The 19,820-nt window shown below is 47.7% G+C and carries 15 protein-coding genes and 1 other annotated feature; of the genes, 11 read left to right on the top strand and 4 right to left on the bottom strand.

What is annotated here, in order from left to right; genetic code table 11:
* The first annotated feature begins 7 nt into the window (after window positions 1-7).
* From gatB to DWX32_RS04910, 7 genes are all read left to right on the top strand, one after another.
* Window positions 8-1,444, top strand: a complete 1,437-nt coding sequence (gene gatB, locus DWX32_RS04940; RefSeq protein ID WP_055228256.1) for an Asp-tRNA(Asn)/Glu-tRNA(Gln) amidotransferase subunit GatB — start codon at window positions 8-10, stop codon at window positions 1,442-1,444.
* A gap of 163 nt (window positions 1,445-1,607) precedes the next feature.
* A complete protein-coding gene (locus tag DWX32_RS04935) occupies window positions 1,608-1,820 on the top strand; it encodes a DUF378 domain-containing protein (protein WP_055228257.1) in 213 nt (70 codons plus the stop codon).
* Window positions 1,821-1,934: 114 nt separating this feature from the next.
* Window positions 1,935-2,084: a hypothetical protein gene (locus DWX32_RS19510; RefSeq protein WP_158578723.1), complete on the top strand. Its 150-nt coding sequence runs from the start codon at window positions 1,935-1,937 to the stop codon at window positions 2,082-2,084.
* Window positions 2,085-2,190: 106 nt separating this feature from the next.
* Window positions 2,191-2,988, top strand: a complete 798-nt coding sequence (locus tag DWX32_RS04930) for a GGDEF domain-containing protein (protein WP_243037557.1) — start codon at window positions 2,191-2,193, stop codon at window positions 2,986-2,988.
* 428 nt (window positions 2,989-3,416) lie between these two features.
* On the top strand, window positions 3,417-4,223 hold the full coding sequence (locus tag DWX32_RS04920; protein ID WP_117762277.1) for a transporter substrate-binding domain-containing protein: 807 nt from the start codon (window positions 3,417-3,419) through the stop codon (window positions 4,221-4,223).
* Between the two features lie 176 nt (window positions 4,224-4,399).
* Window positions 4,400-5,089 (top strand): amino acid ABC transporter permease, encoded by a 690-nt coding sequence (locus DWX32_RS04915; protein WP_117762276.1) that lies wholly within the window; start codon window positions 4,400-4,402, stop codon window positions 5,087-5,089.
* Window positions 5,079-5,822 (top strand): amino acid ABC transporter ATP-binding protein, encoded by a 744-nt coding sequence (locus DWX32_RS04910; protein WP_118594491.1) that lies wholly within the window; start codon window positions 5,079-5,081, stop codon window positions 5,820-5,822. Before DWX32_RS04915 ends, DWX32_RS04910 begins: the two co-directional genes overlap by 11 nt.
* A gap of 50 nt (window positions 5,823-5,872) precedes the next feature.
* On the opposite strand, the gene DWX32_RS04905 is transcribed toward DWX32_RS04910, so the two are convergent.
* Complete coding sequence (locus DWX32_RS04905) at window positions 5,873-7,660, bottom strand: aminopeptidase P family protein (RefSeq protein WP_117805378.1); 1,788 nt, start codon at window positions 7,658-7,660, stop codon at window positions 5,873-5,875.
* A 289-nt stretch (window positions 7,661-7,949) separates the two neighbouring features.
* Here DWX32_RS04905 and DWX32_RS04900 point away from each other — a divergent pair, with 289 nt between their 5' ends.
* Window positions 7,950-10,679 carry a beta-mannosidase gene (locus tag DWX32_RS04900; protein ID WP_118594490.1) on the top strand — a complete coding sequence of 910 codons (2,730 nt, stop codon included), beginning with the start codon at window positions 7,950-7,952 and terminating at the stop codon, window positions 10,677-10,679.
* 54 nt (window positions 10,680-10,733) lie between these two features.
* Here the strand turns inward: DWX32_RS04900 and DWX32_RS04895 are convergent, their stop codons facing one another.
* Window positions 10,734-11,615, bottom strand: a complete 882-nt coding sequence (locus tag DWX32_RS04895) for an AraC family transcriptional regulator (RefSeq protein WP_158565949.1) — start codon at window positions 11,613-11,615, stop codon at window positions 10,734-10,736.
* Between the two features lie 133 nt (window positions 11,616-11,748).
* On the opposite strand from DWX32_RS04895, the gene DWX32_RS04890 reads away from it, so the two are divergent.
* Complete coding sequence (locus DWX32_RS04890; RefSeq protein WP_117802303.1) at window positions 11,749-13,098, top strand: MATE family efflux transporter; 1,350 nt, start codon at window positions 11,749-11,751, stop codon at window positions 13,096-13,098.
* Between the two features lie 91 nt (window positions 13,099-13,189).
* On the opposite strand, the gene miaB is transcribed toward DWX32_RS04890, so the two are convergent.
* Together miaB and DWX32_RS04880 are read right to left on the bottom strand one after the other, a co-directional pair.
* Window positions 13,190-14,674 carry a tRNA (N6-isopentenyl adenosine(37)-C2)-methylthiotransferase MiaB gene (gene miaB / locus DWX32_RS04885; RefSeq protein WP_118659346.1) on the bottom strand — a complete coding sequence of 495 codons (1,485 nt, stop codon included), beginning with the start codon at window positions 14,672-14,674 and terminating at the stop codon, window positions 13,190-13,192.
* Between the two features lie 105 nt (window positions 14,675-14,779).
* Window positions 14,780-15,880, bottom strand: coding sequence for an SLC13 family permease (locus DWX32_RS04880; protein ID WP_055266017.1), 1,101 nt, complete (start codon window positions 15,878-15,880; stop codon window positions 14,780-14,782).
* 228 nt (window positions 15,881-16,108) lie between these two features.
* Window positions 16,109-16,381 (top strand) — a binding site (T-box leader).
* Between the two features lie 114 nt (window positions 16,382-16,495).
* Here DWX32_RS04880 and DWX32_RS04875 point away from each other — a divergent pair.
* Both DWX32_RS04875 and DWX32_RS04870 read left to right on the top strand, forming a co-directional pair.
* Window positions 16,496-16,996: a TRAP transporter small permease gene (locus DWX32_RS04875; protein ID WP_118594487.1), complete on the top strand. Its 501-nt coding sequence runs from the start codon at window positions 16,496-16,498 to the stop codon at window positions 16,994-16,996.
* A partial coding sequence (locus DWX32_RS04870) for a TRAP transporter large permease subunit (RefSeq protein ID WP_243037556.1) occupies window positions 16,993-19,820 on the top strand: 2,828 nt, incomplete at its 3' end. The genes DWX32_RS04875 and DWX32_RS04870, both read left to right, overlap by 4 nt.

Here is a 19,820-nt window from a genome sequence, read left to right as displayed (position 1 = left end):
CAAAACAATGTCAAAACAGTATGAAACCGTCATCGGACTTGAAGTACATGTGGAGCTTGCGACGAGAACAAAAATTTTTTGCGGCTGCTCTACCGCATTCGGCGGTGCGCCGAACACCCACACCTGCCCGGTCTGCACCGGTATGCCGGGATCCCTTCCGGTATTAAATAAGAAGGTTGTCGATTACGCCCTGCGCGTCGGACTGGCTGCAAACTGCAAAATCAACCAGCTCTGCAAATTCGACCGGAAGAACTATTTCTACCCGGACAACCCGCAGAACTATCAGATTTCCCAGCTGTATCTGCCGATCTGCCACGATGGATATGTCGAGATTGACACCGCAGCGGGAAAGAAGAAAATCGGCATTCATGAGATCCACATGGAGGAGGATGCCGGAAAGCTGATCCACGATGAGTGGGAGGATTGCTCACTCGTCGACTACAACCGAAGCGGCGTTCCGCTGATCGAGATTGTATCCGAGCCGGATATGCGCTCTGCGGAAGAGGTTATCGCTTATCTGGAAAAACTGCGTATGATGATTCAGTATCTCGGCGCATCCGACTGCAAACTGCAGGAGGGCTCGATGCGTGCCGATGTCAACCTTTCGGTCCGTGAGGTTGGAAGTGAGAAATTCGGAACACGTACCGAAATGAAGAACCTGAACTCCTTTAAGGCAATCGGAAGAGCGATCGAGGGAGAGCGTGCAAGACAGATCGAGCTGATCGAGGAAGGAAAAGCCGTTGTCCAGGAGACCCGCCGCTGGGACGACAACAAAGAGTATTCCTACGCGATGCGTTCGAAAGAGGATGCGAAGGATTACCGCTACTTCCCGGACCCGGATCTGCCGCCGGTGCACATTTCCGACGAGTGGATCGACCGCATTGTGAAATCCATGCCGGAATTCCAGCCGGAAAAACAGGCACGCTACGTGGAGCAGTACGGACTGCCGCAGTACGATGCGGGCATTCTGACCGGTTCCAAGAAGCTGTCCGATCTCTTTGAGGAGACGACGGCGCTCTGCGGCAAACCGAAAAAAGTGGCAAACTGGCTGATGGGCGAGACCTTACGTCTCTTAAAGGAGAACGGCCAGGAGCCGGAGGATCTGCAGTTTTCACCAAAGCATCTGGCATCCCTGATCGAACTGGCAGAAGCCGGATCGGTCAATAACCAGGTGGCAAAAGAGGTATTTGAGCAGATCTTTGCAGAGGATGTCGATCCGGAAGCATACGTCGAGGAGCACGGACTGAAAACCGTAAACGACACCGGCCTTCTGGAAGAAACCACGAGAAAAGTTCTGGAAAACAACCCTGGCCCGGTAGAGCAGTACAAATCCGGAAAGACAAAAGTCCTCGGATTTCTGGTCGGCCAGGTCATGAAAGAAATGAAAGGTAAAGCCAACCCGGCAGCAGCAGGAGAGCTGCTGCAGAAGCTGCTGTCTGAATAAAGAAAACAAAATTGCACGAATGGAGGCCTGGAAATGGTCTCCATTTTTCTGCCCGAAAAATCAAAGAAAATGCATAATCTGCCTCCTTTTGGGAAATTCTTTATAAAGAAACCGGAAGAGATAAAAAGACGATACAAAATCCGGAAAAAGGAGGTTTCTTTACATGAAAGGACTGGATTACACCGCACTCACCGTTGCAATCATCGGAGCCGTCAACTGGGGCTTGATCGGATTCTTCCGTCTCGACCTCGTCGCCCTGATCTTCGGAAACATGACGTGGCTGAGCCGCATCATCTACGCGGTTGTCGGCATCTGCGGCCTCTACCTGATCTCCGTCTACGGAAGAATTTCCGACCACGTACTGGGACAGGCGTAAGAACAGGAACCCTCTCATATACGCAGAGAAAGGCGGTATGAGAGGGTTTTCTTTTGCTGTTTTAGGAAGGACAAAACAAATATTGCGGCCCTCTGTATGGTTTTGAGCAGGGATATGGATCAGAAAAAGAAAAAATACCGGATGCTTCTGATGCAGCTTTCCTGTGCCGTTCTTCTGGCGAGTGATGCCGCAGCGTGGGCATTCCGCGGAGGTCCGGGGAGTCTGGAAAGAGGTATTGTGTATGTGAGTAACTATCTGGTTTGAATGTGATAGATCTTGCTGAATGGATTGCCCTTGCAGCAATTTTTATATTAATGTGCAGACGCAGAAATATCATATTGTAAAGACAACATCGCAGAGTGCAGCCCAAATGGGGGAATATGAGATCATAGACGATTTTGGCGGGCATGCGAAGTGCATGGCAGAGAAAATGTGCATGGAATCACAACTGGAAGAAACTGCTGCATTTATCGATCTCAATACGCTGGAAGAGCGGCTCGCCGGAAAAAACAGTATCATACACGAATTTATCGATAAAAAAACAGGCTGGTGCCGGAGCAGATTCATTCCTGTTGATTACGATGAAAATGGAAGGCTTCTGCATGTGCTGTTTTGTATTGAGTGTATCGAAGAAGAGAAAAAACGTGAGAACCGCTTGATTTATCTGGCACAGACGGATCTTATGACGGGATTGTATAACCGTGGAAGCGGGGAAAGACAGATTTCCCATCTGCTGCAGGAAAAAACAGGAGGTCTGCTTTGCCTGATTGATTGTGACAAATTCAAAACAATCAACGATACGTATGGACACTCGACAGGGGATAAGGTTATTATCGCCGTTGCAGAGACGATGCAGAAATCCTGCCGGGACAAGGACGTAGTTCTGCGCCTCGGGGGTGACGAGTTTGCAGTCTTTATGCCGGAAATGCGGGAGAAAGCGGCGGCAGAGAGATTTTTCGAAAGACTTTTTTATAACATCAGCCAGATTACGATTGCGGAAATGAAGGGGAAGCAGATAGAAATCAGCCTGGGTGCCTGTTTCTGCGAGGCATCGGAAGAAGTTTCTTTTGACCAGCTGTACAGAAAGGCGGACCGGGCAATGTATCAGAGTAAAAAGAAACAGGGATACAGTGCCTCCATTTATGAAGAATGGATGAAAAGCAATTAGAACAGGACAAGGCAGGAGAGATACCAGATGAACATCATTTGTGTAGACGACGAACAAATACAGAGGGACTGGAAGGGATGGAAGCCTTAAAGCTCTTCGGGAGCAGTGTGGAAGCCTAGGAATGGGCAAAGGAGCATCCGGTGCCGGGAAATTTGCGAGAAACATCAAAACGGAAGCAGAGTTTCCGAACTCTCAGAGGAATATGCTTTATCGGAAAAGAGCATTCAGCGGATCCTGCGCTGCACAGCAGCAGACGGAAAAAATACGGACTGAATACAAAAACGGAAAGACAGCCATGGAAGAACCCCCGGGCTGTCTTTTGTATTTCTGTTGCTTTTTTTCCGTTTTTCCTTGCATTTCAGAAAGATGCTGTTATAATAAGGGAAAGTGAATAAATATACATTACATGAGGAGAGAAGGAGATTATTATGAAAATGAATTTTGCAAAAAAAGCAACAGCACTTGCAATGTCCGTTTTGTTTGCTGTTTCGATGGCAGGCTGCGGAAGTTCTGCATCTACCGCAAAGAAAGTAGAAGTAACATCCGTAGAGGATCTGGCAGATCTGAAGATTGGTGTACAGACCGGAACAACAGGTGATTCTCAGGCGAGCGATGCCGTTAATGCAGATTCCCAGATGCAGCGTTACAACAAAGGCGCCGATGCTATTCAGGCACTGAAAAACGGAAAGATTGACTGTGTTGTCATCGATTCCCTGCCGGCAGAAAAATTCGTTGCAGCAAACGATGATCTGAAAATTGTAGAAGGCATTTTTGATACCGAAGAGTACGCGATGTGCTTCAAAAAAGGAAATGAGTTAAGAGACGAGTTCAACACTGCATTGGCAGAGCTGAAAGAGGACGGAACTCTTGATGAGATCATGAGCAACTACATTGGTGATGAAGTCGGCCAGCATCCGTATGAGTCCCCGGCAGACGTGGACCGTTCCAACGGAACGCTTACCATGGCAACCAACGCTGAGTTCGAGCCGTGGGAGTACAAAGAGGGAAATGATATCGTTGGTATCGATGCCGACATTTCCAAGGCAATCTGCGACAAGCTTGGTTATGAGCTGAAAATCGAGGATATGTCATTTGAAACCATCCTTGCATCTGTCAACAGTGGAAAAGCAGACTTCGGCGCAGCCGGAATGACCGTTACTCCAGAACGGGAAGAAAGCGTTGATTTCACGGATACTTATGCAGATGCAACACAGGTTGTCATCGTCAGAAAGTAATAACATAGTGATAAGGACTGCGAGAGTACGAAGTACGGGGCAATCTGGAATCAGGGGATAGAAACGAGCGGCTGTCCGCCAGACAAAAGGCGCGGCCGTTCGTTTTTCGATTGCGCTGTAAGGAAACTGCCGGTTGCAGATCCCGCAGTTAAAAACACAAAGGAGAGATGTGTCATATGGAAAATTTACATCATCAGTTCAACCGCTACTTTGTAGACAATGGTGCTACAGAATGGTGGCTGACCGGTCTGAAGACGACACTGCTTGTCACGGTGCTTGCGCTGTGCATCGGTGTTGTGCTCGGACTTCTTATCGCACTGATCCGCTCGACACACGAGCAGACCGGTAAATTAAAACTTCTGAACATCGTTGCGCGCGTCTATCTGACGATCATCCGCGGAACGCCGTCCATGATTCAGATCCTGTTTTTCTATTCGGTTATTTTTGCAACCGTAAACCTGAACAATATCGTGATCGGCGGAATCGCATTTGGTATCAATTCCGGTGCATACGTTGCTGAGATTTTCCGTTCCGGAATTATGTCTGTGGACAAAGGACAGACGGAAGCAGGACGAAGCCTTGGCTTAAATTCTGCACAGACCATGCGTCTCATCATCATTCCGCAGGCGTTTAAAAATGTTCTTCCGGCGCTGATTAATGAGATGATCGTGCTGTTAAAAGAGACTGCCATCATCGGCTATATCGGAACCATTGATATTACAAAGGCAGCGACCCTGGTACAGAGCCGTACGTACGATGCACTGGTTCCGCTTCTTTCCGCAGCGATTTTTTATCTGATTCTTGTTATGATTCTGACCTATTTCATGGGAAAACTGGAAAGGAGACTGCGTAAGAGTGACCACTAATGAAAAAGTATTAATCAAAGTTGAAAATCTGCAGAAGAGCTTCGAGGATAATAAGGTTCTGGACGGGATCAGTACAGAGATCCATCAGGGAGAGGTTGTCGCTGTCATCGGTCCTTCCGGTTCCGGAAAATCGACCTTTCTGCGTTCCTTAAACCGTCTGGAAATTCCAACCGGCGGAAAAATTTATTTCGAGGGCGTTGACATCACGGCGCCGGAAACCGATATCGACCATGTACGACAGAGAATTGGAATGGTATTTCAGCAGTTCAACCTGTTTCCGCATAAAACCGTCAAGGAAAATATCATGCTCGCCCCGGTGACATTAAAGCTGATGACACCGGAAGAAGCAGCGAAAAAAGCGTTGGAGCTCTTAAACCGCGTTGGACTGCCGGATAAAGCAGATGCTTACCCGGGAAGCCTTTCCGGCGGTCAGAAACAGCGAATCGCCATTGCACGCGCCCTTGCGATGAACCCGGATGTCATGCTGTTTGACGAGCCGACCTCCGCACTCGACCCGGAAATGGTAGGGGAGGTTCTTGAAATTATGAAGGAACTTGCTGAATCAGGCATGACGATGGTTGTCGTAACGCATGAAATGGGTTTTGCAAGAGAAGTGGCAACCCGCGTGATCTTTATCAACGAGGGAAATATTCAGGAGGAGAATACGCCGCAGGAGTTCTTCGCAAATCCGCAGCATCCCCGGCTCAAAGAGTTTTTATCGAAAGTATTATAATAAAAAACGCTGTTCTGTATCATCAAAACACAGAACAGCGTTTTTGCATCTTATTTGGAAATCGGGCGGGTGGCTTCTTTCAGCCACTCTTTTTCGTCTCCTTCTAGATAAGGAGAAATCTTTTCATATACTTCTTTGTGGTAGTTGTTCAGCAGTTCCACATCTTTTTCGGTCATATACTGTGTGTCAATACCGTCAAGATCGATCGGAACCATGGTAACGAACTCAAAGCACATGAACTGGCCGTACATGTTCTTTTCTGCTTTGCGGCAGAGCATCAGGTTCTCAGTACGGATGCCGTGGCTTCCTTCGATATAGATACCCGGTTCATCGGAAGTAAGCATGCCCTCCTCAAGAACGGCGTTTTCCATCCGCTCCGGAACCATTTTCCAGCGGAAACCGTTTGGACGCTCATGTACATTTAAAAGATAACCGACACCGTGGCCGGTTCCGTGATTGAAGTCAAGACCTCTCTCCCAGAATGCCTGTCTTGCAAGGTAATCAAGGTTGATACCGATGCAGCCGTGGAGGAATTTTGCATTTCCAAGACGAAGGGTTCCCATCGCAGTGATGGTGAAATGTTCTTTTTCTTCCTCGGTCAGCGGTCCAACTACGATTGTTCTGGTAATATCGGTCGTTCCCTCATAATACTGTCCGCCGGAGTCCACTAGGTACATGCCTTTTGGCTGCAGAACAGAGAAATTGTCTTTCGTTGCCTGATAATGGCACATAGCAGCATTCGGGCCGTAAGCGGAAATCGTTCCGAAACTTGGCTCAATAAAGCCTTCCTGCTCCTTCCGGAAGGATTCCAGTTTTTCAGCAACGGAAACCTCATCCATTGGGATCTTACCGATATTCTTCTTTAACCAGTATACGAAACGGGTAACGGCAACGCCGTCTTTGATGTGGGCTTTTCGGATGTTTTCCATCTCAACCGGTGTTTTGACTGCTTTTAAAGAAGAAGCCGGGTTCATGACATTGACAATCGTATTGCTGCCCATGACACTCTGGCAGATCGTGTAGTTGACTTTGGCTTTTTCCAGAAGAATGGTTTTTCCTGTGATGCCGGAAACAAAATCATAAACAGCATCGTATGGATGAAGGGAAATGCCAAGATCAGCAAGATACTGTTTTACTTTCTCATTTAAGGTTTCTTCCTGAATGAACAGATGACTCTCGGTTTCTGTCAGTACGAGATAGGAGAGAACAACCGGGTTGCATGGAATATCGTTTCCACGGATATTCAGCATCCAGGCGATATCATCCAGTGCAGTCAGAATATGCACTTCGGCACCGTTCTCTTTCATCTTTTCGCGTACTTTTGCAAGACGCTCCGCAGCGGATTCACCGGTATATTTTGCATCAAGGATCCACACGGGTTCTGCGGAAAGTGCCGGGCGGTCCGACCAGATCTCACCGATCAGGTCGCTTCGATAGGAAAGAAAACGCTCCGGAAGTGTTTTCTCCAGTGCTTCGCCGAGCATTTCATTGACAACGCGGCCGTCAAAACCAATGGTCATGCCCTCTTTTGTATTTGCCGCCAGGTATTCCTCTACCGTCGGAACGCCTTCCTGGCCCATTTTCATTAAGGTAACGCCGGTTCCGGCAAGTTCTTTGGCTGCCTGTACGAAGTAGCGGCCATCGGTCCAGAGGCACGCTTCGTCCTGCGTAATCACAGCAGTTCCGGCAGAACCGGTAAAACCGGTAATATACGTTCTTGCTTTAAAGTAAGTTCCTACATATTCGGATTCATGATAATCGGCGGTCGGAACCAGATAAGCGTCCACGCCGTATGCTCTCATTTTTTCGCGGAGAGCAGCTAATCTTTCTGGTATCATAGTTTTTTCCTCATCTTTCTTTTCGAAAAATAATGTCGACATTTTTAAATGGGATGCCAACGTTTTTATTCTATCACATTTTCCAAATCTGTCAAAGTGATGATTGAGAATTTGTCTCACTGTTTTCCTGTTTTTGCGAAAATTTTTGTGCATTTGGAGATTTTTCCTATTTTTCAAGAGCTTTTTTGTACCATTTTCTGTACAAAAGAAGTAAGATAGGAAGAAGGAAAAAGCGTGGTGAAACTACGCGAAGAAGCAGAAACTATGTAAGAAAGGGGGACATACTGTAATGCATACAATATGTCTGAAAGACAACTGGACCTTAACGGTCCTTGGAAAAAATGTTTACGATATTCCGGAGACTCCAATTGAGACAAAGGTTCCGTCTACCGTTTACGGCACACTTCTGGAAAAAGGTCTGATCCCGGATCCGTTTTATCGTGACAATGAACTCGACGCACTGAAACTGATGGAGAACGATTTCGCATACGAGACAGAAATCGTGATCGGAGAGGAAGACAGAAAAGCGGACCGCCTGTTTTTACATTTCGACGGAATTGATACGATCGCGGATGTTTATTTGAACGGAGAGAAAATCGGCTCCGCAGACAACATGAACCGTGTCTGGGAGTACGATATTACCGATCTTGTTGCAGGTGATGCAGCCGATACCGTATATCAGGTAAAAGTGATTCTGCATTCCCCGACCAAATTCATTGCGGAAGAAGATACAAAATGCCCGGTTGGCGGATCCTCCGATGCAATGCCGGGATTCCCGCATATCCGTAAAGCAGCGTGCATGTACGGCTGGGACTGGGGCCCGCGTCTTCCAGATGCAGGACTGTTCCGTGAAGCTTCCGTTCTCGCAGTAAAAACAGCCCGTCTGGCGCAGGTATTTGTAGGCCAGGAGCATCACGTAACCGGAAAAACGGTTCACGGAAACGTTGTTGATTCTGTTCGCCTGACGGCAGATGCTGAGATCGAGTGGATGCCGGGAGTTACCAACGGAAATGTAAAAATTGTCATGACGGTTACTTCTCCGGATGGAAAAACCGTTCTGACCGCAGAAAGCGGCAGCATCGATCCGCTGACCCATTCAGCACCGGCAAAGAATCTGACTGGTCTTACGTGTGAGCTTCGCAGCAACCATGTACAGGCTTCTCTTACCGTAGAAAATCCGGAGCTGTGGTGGCCGAACGGTTACGGCGCACAGGCACTGTATCAGGTAAAGGTAGCGCTTGTTGCAGAGGATACCCTGGATACCTGGGAGAAAAAAATGGGTCTTCGCACCATCACGGTCAATACCGATCCGATGGAAGATGAAGTTTATGATGAGCACATGACCGGACAGGCACCAGATTACGACGACGGCGACAACATGGTTATGACAAACGGTGAGAAGAAAGTAATTATCACCGATAAAGCAGCAAAGACGGTAAAAGGCCGCAACTTTGCATATGAAATCAACGGACTGCAGATTTTCGCGATGGGCGCGGATTACATTCCGGAGGATAATATTTTAACCCGCCAGACGAGAGAACGTACCGATCTGCTGTTAAAATCTGCACAGGAAGCAAACTTCAATTCCCTGCGTATATGGGGCGGCGGATACTTCCTCGATGACTTCTTCTATGATGTCTGCGATGAGAGAGGACTTCTGATCTGGCATGACTTCATGTTTGCCTGCGCTTCCTATGAGCTGTCAGATCATTTTGAGGAGAATATCTCCACAGAAATCCGTCAGAATGTACGCAGACTTCGTTCTCATGCAAGCATTGCTCTGTGGTGCGGAAACAATGAGATGGAGACACAGTATGAAATGCTGGCATGGCCGAAATCCAAGAAACAGTATTACGATTATATCCATCTGTATGAGTACATCATTCCGAAAATCGTCAAAGAAGAGGATCCGGAGAAATTCTACTGGCCGTCATCCCCGTCTTCAGGTGGAAATTACGAAAACAGCAATGCGGAAAATGTCGGCGATACCCATTACTGGGGCGTATGGCACGGAAGCGAGCCGTTTACCGCTTATCGTTCCCACCATTACCGTTTCCTGTCCGAGTTCGGATTCCAGTCCTTCCCGTCCCTGCAGACTGTAAAACGGTTTACGGAAGACGGCGACCGCAACATCTTCTCACGCGTCATGGAAATGCACCAGAGAAATACGGCTGCCAACGGAAAGATCCTGAACTATATCTCACAGACCTATCTGTATCCGAAGAATTTCGATGAGCTTCTTTACTGCTCACAGCTTCTTCAGGCAGATGCCATCCGTTACGGCGTAGAGCATTTCCGCCGCTTCCGTGGTACCTGCATGGGTGCTGTTGTATGGCAGCTGAACGATATCTGGCCGGTAGCATCCTGGGCAAGCGTCGATTACTACGGAAACTGGAAAGCCCTGCAGTACGCAGAGAAGAAGATGTTCGCACCGATTCTGCTTTCCTGTGAGGAGCATGGAGAGATCGATCAGAAACCGTTTGTCAACACCCTGCCGCATCCAATCGATGTCAGTGCAGACCTTCACGTTGCGAATGAGACGGGTGAGCCGATTGTTGGAACCGTAAAATGGTCTCTGCGCCGTCCGGATTCTTCCGTAGTCAAAGAGGGAACCTTCGAGGTCAACGCACCGGCCTACGGCGGACAGTGGATGCCGCATCTTGATTTCAACGGTCAGGATCCGCTGGAAGTTCATCTGACGTATGAGCTGGTTGTCGATGGAAACGTCGTATCTTCCGGATCGACGCTGTTCTGTGCACCGAAGCATTACCATTTCGCAGATCCGAAACTTTCTGTATCGGTAGACGGCGATACCGTAACTGTAACGGCAGAGAACTTCGCAAAATCTGTCAGCGTAGAGACCGAAAACGGTGTGCTTCGCCTGGACGATAACTTCGTTGATATGGAAGCAGGAACAAAGACCTTCCGTATTCTGCCGACCGCAGACTTTACCGCCAAGGGAACCGGCGTATCGGGCGCATACCGCGTACGAAGCGTATACGAGACAGCAGAACGATAAGGCATGGAAAAAGGGCACGCAAAATGAATGCGTGCCCTTTTCTGCAAAATAACGTTATTTATTTTTTTCTGCCTGCATTTTTCTGGCCTGTTTCGGTGTGATTCCTTTTATTTTTTTATAACACCGGATGAAATAGCTGCAGTCCGGATAGCCGACTTCTCTGGCAATAAAAGAAACATCGTGACTGGAAAAAAGCAGCATGTTTTCTGCCGCATTGATTCTGGTTGCCGTAATATATTCTTTGCAGGTCATATTGTAGCGGCGGTAAAAATTCATGGAAAATGTGGAGTGCGACATGTTGCACATGGCGGCAAGTTTCTCTACGGTCAGTTCTTCAAAATAATGGGAATCAATGTATTCGGAAATCAGGTCAAAACTGATTTCGTAGGAAGGATGCACGCCGGGAGACGGAAAAGAAGTCCCGCTTTTCTGCCAATTCCGTACAAAACGGCTGATGATTTTCCGAAGATCCGCTGTAAGAATCATGGAATAGCCAAGCTCTTTATCCCGGTATTCCTTAAGAATATCCGAAAAAAGAGGAAAAAGGTCCATTTTCCGTACCTGCTCCGGAGAAAAAATACAGGGGCAGCGGAACGTGTGGAGGCCGTGCAGAATCGAACGCAGATCCAGCTCATCCGTCTTGCAGGTGGGCAGAAGATTGGGGTCAAATTTAATCACATCATACTGCACCGGAACAGACCCTTTTGCAAGCGCGATGGAATGAACGCATTTGGGCGGAAAAAGGATCACGGATCCTTCCGTTCCGATGGATGTCACATTATCAAGGGAAACCTCAATTTCTCCTTTCAGAACGTAGAGAAGTTCTACATAATAGTGCCAGTGAGCAGGAATCGGAAGGGAGTCCCGCGTGCTGTCAAAAAGAAAAGCCTCATAAGGAGAGGCGATGGGGTCGATATATTCATATAAGTTATTCATAGATGTCTCACTTTTCGTTCGTAGTGGATGTTCCATACTGACTGTGGATGGAAACAAACTTCTTTTAGTATATAGTGATTTTATATGATTTGCAAGAAGGAATGAAGAAAGGAAAGGTTACAAGATTATCATCATGCAAAAAACAACAAATGATATGACGCAGGGCAACAGCATGAAGCTGATTTTTCAGTTTTTCCTGCCGATTCTGATCGGAAATCTTTTTCAGCAGCTTTACAGCTTTGTGGATTCCATGGTCGTTGGAAAGGGGATCGGAGATGTGGCCCTGGCAGCGGTTGGAAATACCAGTTCGGTACATTTTTTGATTCTCGGCTTTGCCATGGGGCTTACCGGAGGACTTGGGATCTGTATTTCCCACTCCTTTGGAGCGAATGATATCGAAAAACTGCGGAAAGAAATTGCGATGTCGGTTTATATCTGCCTTGCCATTGGAATTGTAATTACGGTGGGCAGTCTGTTTTGGATGCGCCGTCTGTTTGTCTTTCTCCAGACACCGGAGGATATGATGACAGACACTCTGGTTTATTTTGGAACCATTCTGGCGGGCAGTACCGTTACCATTTTTAATAACTTTGCCATGACGCTGCTCCGGTCCGTCGGAAACAGTAAAGTGCCGCTGGCTTCTATGATCGTTTCGTCGGTGGTCAATATTGTGCTGGATCTTCTATTTGTATTTCCGTTTGGCATGGGCGTGTTTGGAGCGGCGCTTGCAACGGTTCTGGCGCAGGTGGTTTCTGCCCTTTACTGTCTGGTATATATCCGGCGCGCCGCAGAACTGCTTCCGCGGAAAACAGACTGGAGGGCAGATGGTGTACTTCTTGGCGCACTCGTTGGAAAAGGCCTGCCGGTAGCTGTGATGAATTCTGTAACTGCGGTGGGCGGTATGGTCCTTCAGGTTTTTGTCAATCAGATGGGAACGGCTTATGTCGCAGCTTATGCTGCATGTATGAAGGTGTGCGGTCTGTTCGAGCAGCCGGGTATAACACTTGGACTTGCACTTCTGACTTTTACAGGACAAAATTATGGAGCCGGAAAATACGACCGGATCAAACAGGGAGTCAGGGCAGGTGTCGTGCTTTCTGTCCTTGTCAATCTTCCTTTTGCAGCACTGGAAATTTTCTGCCCGAAGTTTCTGGCATCCCTGATGCTGAATGATGCGACAGTCATTTCCTATACCTGTATCTTTCTGCCGGTTACCGGAGTTGCCCTGTTCGCCCTTGGCTGGCTGTTTGTCTTCCGAAACGCCTGCCAGGGAATGGGAAAAACAGTTCTGCCGATGGTGTCCGGGATTGTGGAGGTTGCCATGCGCGTCATGGTTGTGCTGCTTTTAGCACCGCGCCTTGCGTTCCGCGGAGTGGCATTCGCAGAAATTTCCGCATGGGTCGGAGCTGGAGTTATGCTTATGATTACCTACTTTTTTTATCAGAGGCGGCTCTCCGGGAAAACTCCAGATGTGAGAGGATAAAAGGAGAAGTTATATATAAAAACCCTGCCTGCACAGCTTTGTAACATAGTCTTTTCAAAGACTGAAAAACTGTGCGGGCAGGGTCTTTTGGTTAAACAAGCGTTCCCATATAGTAGAAGCCGCGGCATTCGTCCAGGGAAACGTTCTGCAGCGTTCCGATCATCGAAGCATCTCCCGGGAAATGAACCAGCGTATTGTTGCTCATACGGCCGGTGACAAGAGAAGCGTCCTGCTCATTGATACTTTCCACCAGAACTTCCTGTACGGTATGAAGATGTCTTGCGGTTACCTCGCGGGAAATTTCCTGAACCTCGGCAAGAAGACGGTCAAAACGGTCTTTTACAACATCCGCCGGGATCTGGTCTTCCATGGCAGCTGCCGGTGTTCCGGTTCTTCTGGAATACTGGAAGGTAAACGCGCTGTCGTAACGAACGCGGCGGACCACATCCAGTGTTTCCAGAAAATCTTCTTCGGTCTCACCAGGGAAACCAACGATAATATCTGTTGTCAGAGAAATATCCGGCACTTTTGCGCGGATTCGGTCTACCAGGTCGAGATACTGCTCTTTGGTATAACGGCGGTTCATCAGTTTTAAGATACGGCTGCTTCCGGACTGGAGCGGAAGATGAAGATGGAGGCAGACCTTCTCGCAGTCGTGCATTGCATCGATCAGTTCTTCCGAGAGATCCTTTGGATGTGAGGTCATGAAACGGATGCGTTTCAGCCCTTCAATCTGATTTGCCTTGCGCAGAAGCTGTGCAAACGTCATCGGCTCCTCGAGATTCTTTCCGTAGGAATTGACATTCTGACCAAGCAGCATGATTTCAACAACGCCGTCTGCAACGAGGCGTTTGATCTCTGCGATGATTTCCTCCGGCTTCCGGCTGCGTTCGCGGCCGCGCACATACGGTACGATACAGTAGCTGCAGAAGTTATTGCAGCCGAACATAATATTAACACCCGACTTGAACGGATATTTGCGGTCAACCGGGAGATTTTCCACGATTTTGTCGGTATCTTTCCAGATATCAATCACCATGCGGTCCTCTGTCATGCACCGGACAAGATACTCGGCAAAGCGGTAGATATTATGCGTTCCAAAAATCAGGTTGACGAAATGGTAGCTTTTTTTGAGTTTTTCGACAACAAGCGGCTCCTGCATCATGCATCCGCAGAGGGAAATAATCATGCCCGGATTTTTCTTTTTGTACTTGCCAAGCTGTCCAAGACGACCGTAGACACGCAGATTTGCGTTTTCACGGACGGTACAGGTGTTGTAAACAACAAAATCGGCATCTTCGGTCTCCACAATGTGGTAGCCGACGGTTTCCAGAATTCCCTCCAGTTTTTCGGAATCGCGGGCGTTCATCTGGCAGCCGAAGGTTGTGATGCAGGCAGTCAGATACTCTTTTCCGTTTTGTTTTGCACGCTCCGGTACGAGCTGCTGTTTTAAAAGTGCCATAAAGTAATACTGACGCTGCGGTTCTGTCTCCGGCGCCGGAACAGTAATGTCAACATTTGCAAGATCAATACCGGAAACCTCGGCATCCGGAACGTTTCTGAGATCTATCTTCATAAATGAAACCCTTTCTTTTTCAATATAAAATGCTAAGTACAGTAATCATGAGACGGTATAAAATGCCGTGAAAAAAGACCCGTACAGCCGGATCTTCTTTTTATTTTAGCGTATCTGATACAAAATAGCAAGAAAAACAAGATTGAAAACAGTAAAAATCAGGATATATTTTTTGCGGCAGGAAGCGTCTGCGGCCGTAATCTGGCGATAGGAGATCAGGCTTGCCATAGATGCAATTAAAGTCCCGAGGCCGCCGAGGTTGGTTCCTACAATCAGTTCCGGGATTTCTTTTGTATATCCGGAAAGCAGCATGGCGGCAGGAACATTGCTGATGATCTGGCTTGTGAGGACGGAAAGAAGCCGTTCGTGTCCGGTAATCATCTGTTCCAGATAAATACGAAGCGCTGCCATTTGTTTCATGTTTCCAATAAAAAGAAAGAAAAACACAAAAGTGAACAAAAGAGAGTAGTCTGCTCTGCGGTAAAGGCTGCGGTTCACCAGGCAGATCCCGGCAATCGTGATCAGAAGCAGAATACTATGCGGGAGAAGTTTGGCAACCGTAAGAATACAGCAGAAAAAAAGAGCTGCAAAAACTGCGATTTGCCGCGGATGAGTAATCGCTTTTTTCCCCAGGGAAACGGAAATTTTTTTTCCGGAGAAAAACAGAAAAATGCAGATCAGAAAAAGAACTGCAGCACCCAGAGTATAAGGCAGCATCATAAGCAGAAACTGCAAAAGGGAAAGTCCGGAAAGCGAATACAGATAAAGATTCTGCGGATTGCCGATAGGAGTAAACATACTGCCAAGGTTTGCAGCCATGGTCATAAAGGTGACAAGAAGTATTTTTTTCTGCTCCATATGGCACATTCGCAGAAGCAGAATGCCAAACGGAACAAAGGTAATCAGAGCGACATCATTGGTAATCAGCATGCTGCAGAAAAAGCACAGGGAAATCAGAAGCAGAGCAACCATCCGTTCTGAGTTTACATGCCGGAGAAGACTGGTGCCAAGCCAGTCAAATACGCCACATTCCCGCAGGCCCGCGACAATCAGCATCAGACAGAACAGCAGGATCAGAGTATGAAAATCCAGATAGCCAAGATACTGTGGACCGGGAGGACAGAAAAAGCAGGAAAGCACTGCAAGAAAAAAAGAGACGGTAAGCACTGCATCTTTTTGAAAAAAGGAAATCAGTTTTTTTATCATAAAAATCATCCTTTCATGAATAAGCAGGACTGATGTTGGAAGATCGAGATGAAAAATCAGGCTGCATATTTCGGATACCGCAGATTATTATATAAAAGATATGGAAAAGATGCAAGAAAAAGGTCCGAAACCGAAAAAAATGCGGTTTTTCAAAAAATCGACAAATTTTTCCAGCCAATTCTTGACAATCAACAAAAATCGCGTTAAAATTGCTCCAGTCGTGTAAAAGCAAATTCTGAGAAAAGAAAAAGTAAATGCAGACAAATCGTTTTCAGAGAGCTGCCGGAAAGGTGCGAGACAGCAACGAATCTGGATTGAAAATCATCTTGGAGAAGGAAAGCCCAACGAATCGGCCGTGTATCGTACTATGTGCCGGAATTCCAGTAGGTTTTCACGGGAGTTTCCCGTTACAGAAACCGCGTATGCTTGTGCGTTGTATTCGTGCTTGTTTCAAAGAAGAGACAAGGGTGGTTGCGGGAAAAGAACAGTTCCGTCCCTCGTTGAGGGGCGGATTTTTTTGTTTGTCAGCTGCAAATTCACCCCGGTAATACAGCCTGGCAAAGAATAGATCCTGCTGGAACATTGTACCTGACAGCGGGAAAAGGGAGGAAACATATGAAAGTGTACAAAAAAATCATGAATGGACTGGCGTTTGTTGAGAAACTGGTTCTCGTGCTGTCCACGATCCTGATTGTTGTGCTTACGGTGGGAAACGTTCTTTCCCGTAAGGTACTGCATCAGTCCTGGTCATTTACCGAAGAGCTTGTCGTTGCGGTATTTGTCCTGATTACACTTCTCGCAGCAGCGCTTGCTGCCCGTGACGGAGAACTGGTCAATCTTTCTTTGCTGCCGGACCGTCTTTCTGCGAAGGCGAGAAGAATCCTGCTGGTTGTCAACACAGCATTTAGTGTTGCCTTTACCGTAGTTCTGTTTAAATACGGCATGGACAAGGTACTGACCCAGCTTGCCAACGGAAAGAGAACGTTCGTTTTAAACTGGCCGGAATGGGTTTTCTGGTCTTTCGTACCGATCGGCGCAGCCTGCATGACGCTGCACATGATCGAATATCTGATGGATACATTCGTAAAAGCAAAAGAGGAGGGACAGAAAAAATGATCAGTGCAATTCTTTTTCTTTCATTCTTTGTTTTTCTGATCCTTGGTATCCCGATTGGCATCTGCCTTGGTCTGTCTTCGATCTGCGCGATCCTGTACTCCGGTACATCCCTGACCATCGTAGCAACCAATATGTATTCCGGTATCAGTAAATTTTTGCTCCTTGCCATTCCGTTCTTTGTACTGTCCGGAAACATTATGGCAAAAGCGGGCATTTCCAAACGACTGATTCGTTTCGTCGACACCTGCGTCGGCCATAAAAAGGGCGGTATCGCGATCGTATGCGTTATCGTAGCCTGCTTCTTTGGCGCGATTTCCGGTTCCGGTCCGGCAACCGTAGCAGCACTTGGTATGGTTCTGATCCCTGCCATGATTGAGCGAGGCGGATTTTCTGCTCCGTTTTCCACGGCCCTGATGGCGACGTCAAGTTCGATTGCGATCGTCATACCGCCGAGTATTGCATTCGTTGTTTATGCATCCATCACAGGCGTATCCATCGCCGATATGTTCACAGCAGGTATCGTTCCTGGTATTCTGATGGGTGTGGCCCTTGTCATCGTTGTTCTTCTGGAGGCAAAGAAACACAACATTCAGCCGACCCAGAAAAAAGCAACAGCCAAAGAAAGATGGGATGCTTTTAAAGATGCTTTCTGGGGATTCTTAATGCCGGTCATCATCCTTGGCGGTATCTATGGAAGTATTTTCACCCCGACCGAGGCAGCTGCCGTTTCCGTTGTATACGGTCTGTTTGTCGGAATCTTTATTTATAAAGAGATCAAACTGAAAGACCTGTGGGATCTGATGGTAGATTCTGCCAAAACAACCGGTGGAATTATGCTGATCGTCGCAAGTGCTTCTCTGTTCTCCTTTGTCTGCACAAAGTTTGGTATTGCGCAGGCAGCGTCGGATCTTCTTGGAAGCGTTGCTCATAACCAGTTTGTATTCCTTCTGATTGTCAATATCATTTTCCTGATTGCAGGATGCTTTATCGATGCAAACTCTGCCATGTATATTTTCATCCCGATTATGCTTCCGGTCTGCAAAGCCCTTGGCTATGACCTGATAGCATTCGGTATCGTGGCAACGGTCAACCTGGCCATCGGACAGGTAACTCCGCCGGTCGGTGTCAACCTGTTTGTCGCCATTTCCGTAAAACTGAAAAAAGGAATGGAAGTTACCATTCAGCAGATTTCCAAAGCCGTTATGCCAATGATCGCAGCATCGGTAGCAGTTCTGCTTCTGATTACGTATGTTCCGCAGATTTCCACGTTCCTTCCAAAAGCACTGGCAAAAGACGGAGCTTATACCGGAACGGTAGCTGCAGCAACGAATTCCGATACTTCCAGTGGCGATGGTGCGGATGGCAGCACAGCAGGAAATTCCTCCGGCAATGAGGATTACAATGATATCGCTGATTACAGTGACCTTGGATGGGAAGAGCAGACCTGGAACTTTACCTGCTCCACCACCGAGAACAGTACCTGGGCAGAAGGCGGACGCAAGTTCGGCGAGCTCATGGAAAAAGCAACCGGCGGCAAGATCAAAGTCAATGTATACGCTGCAGACCAGCTGACCAACGGAAACCAGTCCGAGGGAATCCAGGCACTGATGAACGGAGATCCGGTACAGATTTCGATGCACAGCAACCTGATTTACTCTGCATTTGACCCGAGATTTAACGTCGTATCTCTTCCGTTCCTGTTTGATTCCGTAGAAGATGCGGATGCCAAACTGGACGGCGAGGCAGGCGAAAAATTAAAAGCAATCCTCGATGAGTACGGCCTGCACTGCATGGGAATCGCCGAGAACGGTTTCCGTCAGCTGACCAACAGCAAGCAGGAAGTAAAAACCGTCGATGATATGAAGAACCTGAAAATCCGTGTAGCAGGAAGTAACCTGCTGATGGAGTGCTACAAACGCTGGGGTGCCGATGCGACCAACATGAACTGGTCTGAGACCTACACCGCCCTGCAGCAGAAAACCGTAGAAGGCCAGGAGAATCCGCTTCCGGCTATCGATGCAGCCAGCGTACAGGAAGTACAGCCGTACTGCTCCATGTGGAATGCAATTTATGACTGCCTGTTCTTCTGCATTAACGGAGACATCTATAACAATCTGACCCCGGAGCAGCAGAAAGTTGTCGATGAGGCCGGACAGAAAGCCGTCGATTACGAACGTGCGATCAACCGTGCCGGTGACGATGAGATCATGAACCGCTGGCAGAACGAGAACGGTGTCAAGATCACAAAATACGAAGATATGGACATCGATTCCTTTAAACAGGCGGTAGACGGTGTAGATGCCTGGTATCAGAACGAACTGGAAAGCCAGGGCTATGACGATGCCAAAGATCTGATTGAAGCCTTTACAAAGAAAGATACATCTTCTGCAAGCACCTACGATGTAGAAGACAGAAGCGATCTCGACTGGCCGGAGCAGACCTGGAACTTCACCTGCTCCACGACAGAAACCAGTACCTGGGCAGAAGGCGGCCGGAAGTTCGGTGAGCTGATCGAAAAAGCAACCGGCGGCAAGATCAAAGTCAACGTATATGCCGCAGACCAGCTGACCAACGGAAACCAGTCCGAAGGTATCCAGGCACTGATCGATGGAGATCCGGTACAGATTTCAATGCACAGCAACCTGATTTACTCTGCATTTGATCCGAGATTTAACGTCGTATCCCTTCCGTTCCTGTTTGATTCCGTAGAAGATGCGGATGCAAAACTGGACGGCGAGGCAGGCGAAAAATTGAAAGAGATCCTTGATGAGTACGGCCTGCACTGCATGGGAATCGCCGAGAACGGTTTCCGTCAGCTGACCAA

Source organism: Blautia sp. AF19-13LB (assembly GCF_003479105.1).
Classification (GTDB): Bacteria; Bacillota; Clostridia; order Lachnospirales; family Lachnospiraceae; genus Fusicatenibacter; species Fusicatenibacter saccharivorans.
This window is presented reverse-complemented; position numbering and strand designations above follow the sequence as displayed.

Bases quoted from the DNA above. Each gene is read 5' to 3' on its own strand.
- gatB (WP_055228256.1), top strand. From the start codon at position 8: ATGTCAAAACAGTATGAAACCGTCATCGGACTTGAAGTACATGTGGAG.
- DWX32_RS04935 (WP_055228257.1), top strand. From the start codon at position 1,608: ATGAAAGGACTGGATTACACCGCACTCACCGTTGCAATCATCGGAGCC.
- DWX32_RS19510 (WP_158578723.1), top strand. From the start codon at position 1,935: ATGGATCAGAAAAAGAAAAAATACCGGATGCTTCTGATGCAGCTTTCC.
- DWX32_RS04930 (WP_243037557.1), top strand. From the start codon at position 2,191: ATGGGGGAATATGAGATCATAGACGATTTTGGCGGGCATGCGAAGTGC.
- DWX32_RS04920 (WP_117762277.1), top strand. From the start codon at position 3,417: ATGAAAATGAATTTTGCAAAAAAAGCAACAGCACTTGCAATGTCCGTT.
- DWX32_RS04915 (WP_117762276.1), top strand. From the start codon at position 4,400: ATGGAAAATTTACATCATCAGTTCAACCGCTACTTTGTAGACAATGGT.
- DWX32_RS04905 (WP_117805378.1), bottom strand. From the start codon at position 7,660: ATGATACCAGAAAGATTAGCTGCTCTCCGCGAAAAAATGAGAGCATAC.
- DWX32_RS04900 (WP_118594490.1), top strand. From the start codon at position 7,950: ATGCATACAATATGTCTGAAAGACAACTGGACCTTAACGGTCCTTGGA.
- DWX32_RS04895 (WP_158565949.1), bottom strand. From the start codon at position 11,615: ATGAATAACTTATATGAATATATCGACCCCATCGCCTCTCCTTATGAG.
- DWX32_RS04890 (WP_117802303.1), top strand. From the start codon at position 11,749: ATGCAAAAAACAACAAATGATATGACGCAGGGCAACAGCATGAAGCTG.
- miaB (WP_118659346.1), bottom strand. From the start codon at position 14,674: ATGAAGATAGATCTCAGAAACGTTCCGGATGCCGAGGTTTCCGGTATT.
- DWX32_RS04880 (WP_055266017.1), bottom strand. From the start codon at position 15,880: ATGATAAAAAAACTGATTTCCTTTTTTCAAAAAGATGCAGTGCTTACC.
- DWX32_RS04875 (WP_118594487.1), top strand. From the start codon at position 16,496: ATGAAAGTGTACAAAAAAATCATGAATGGACTGGCGTTTGTTGAGAAA.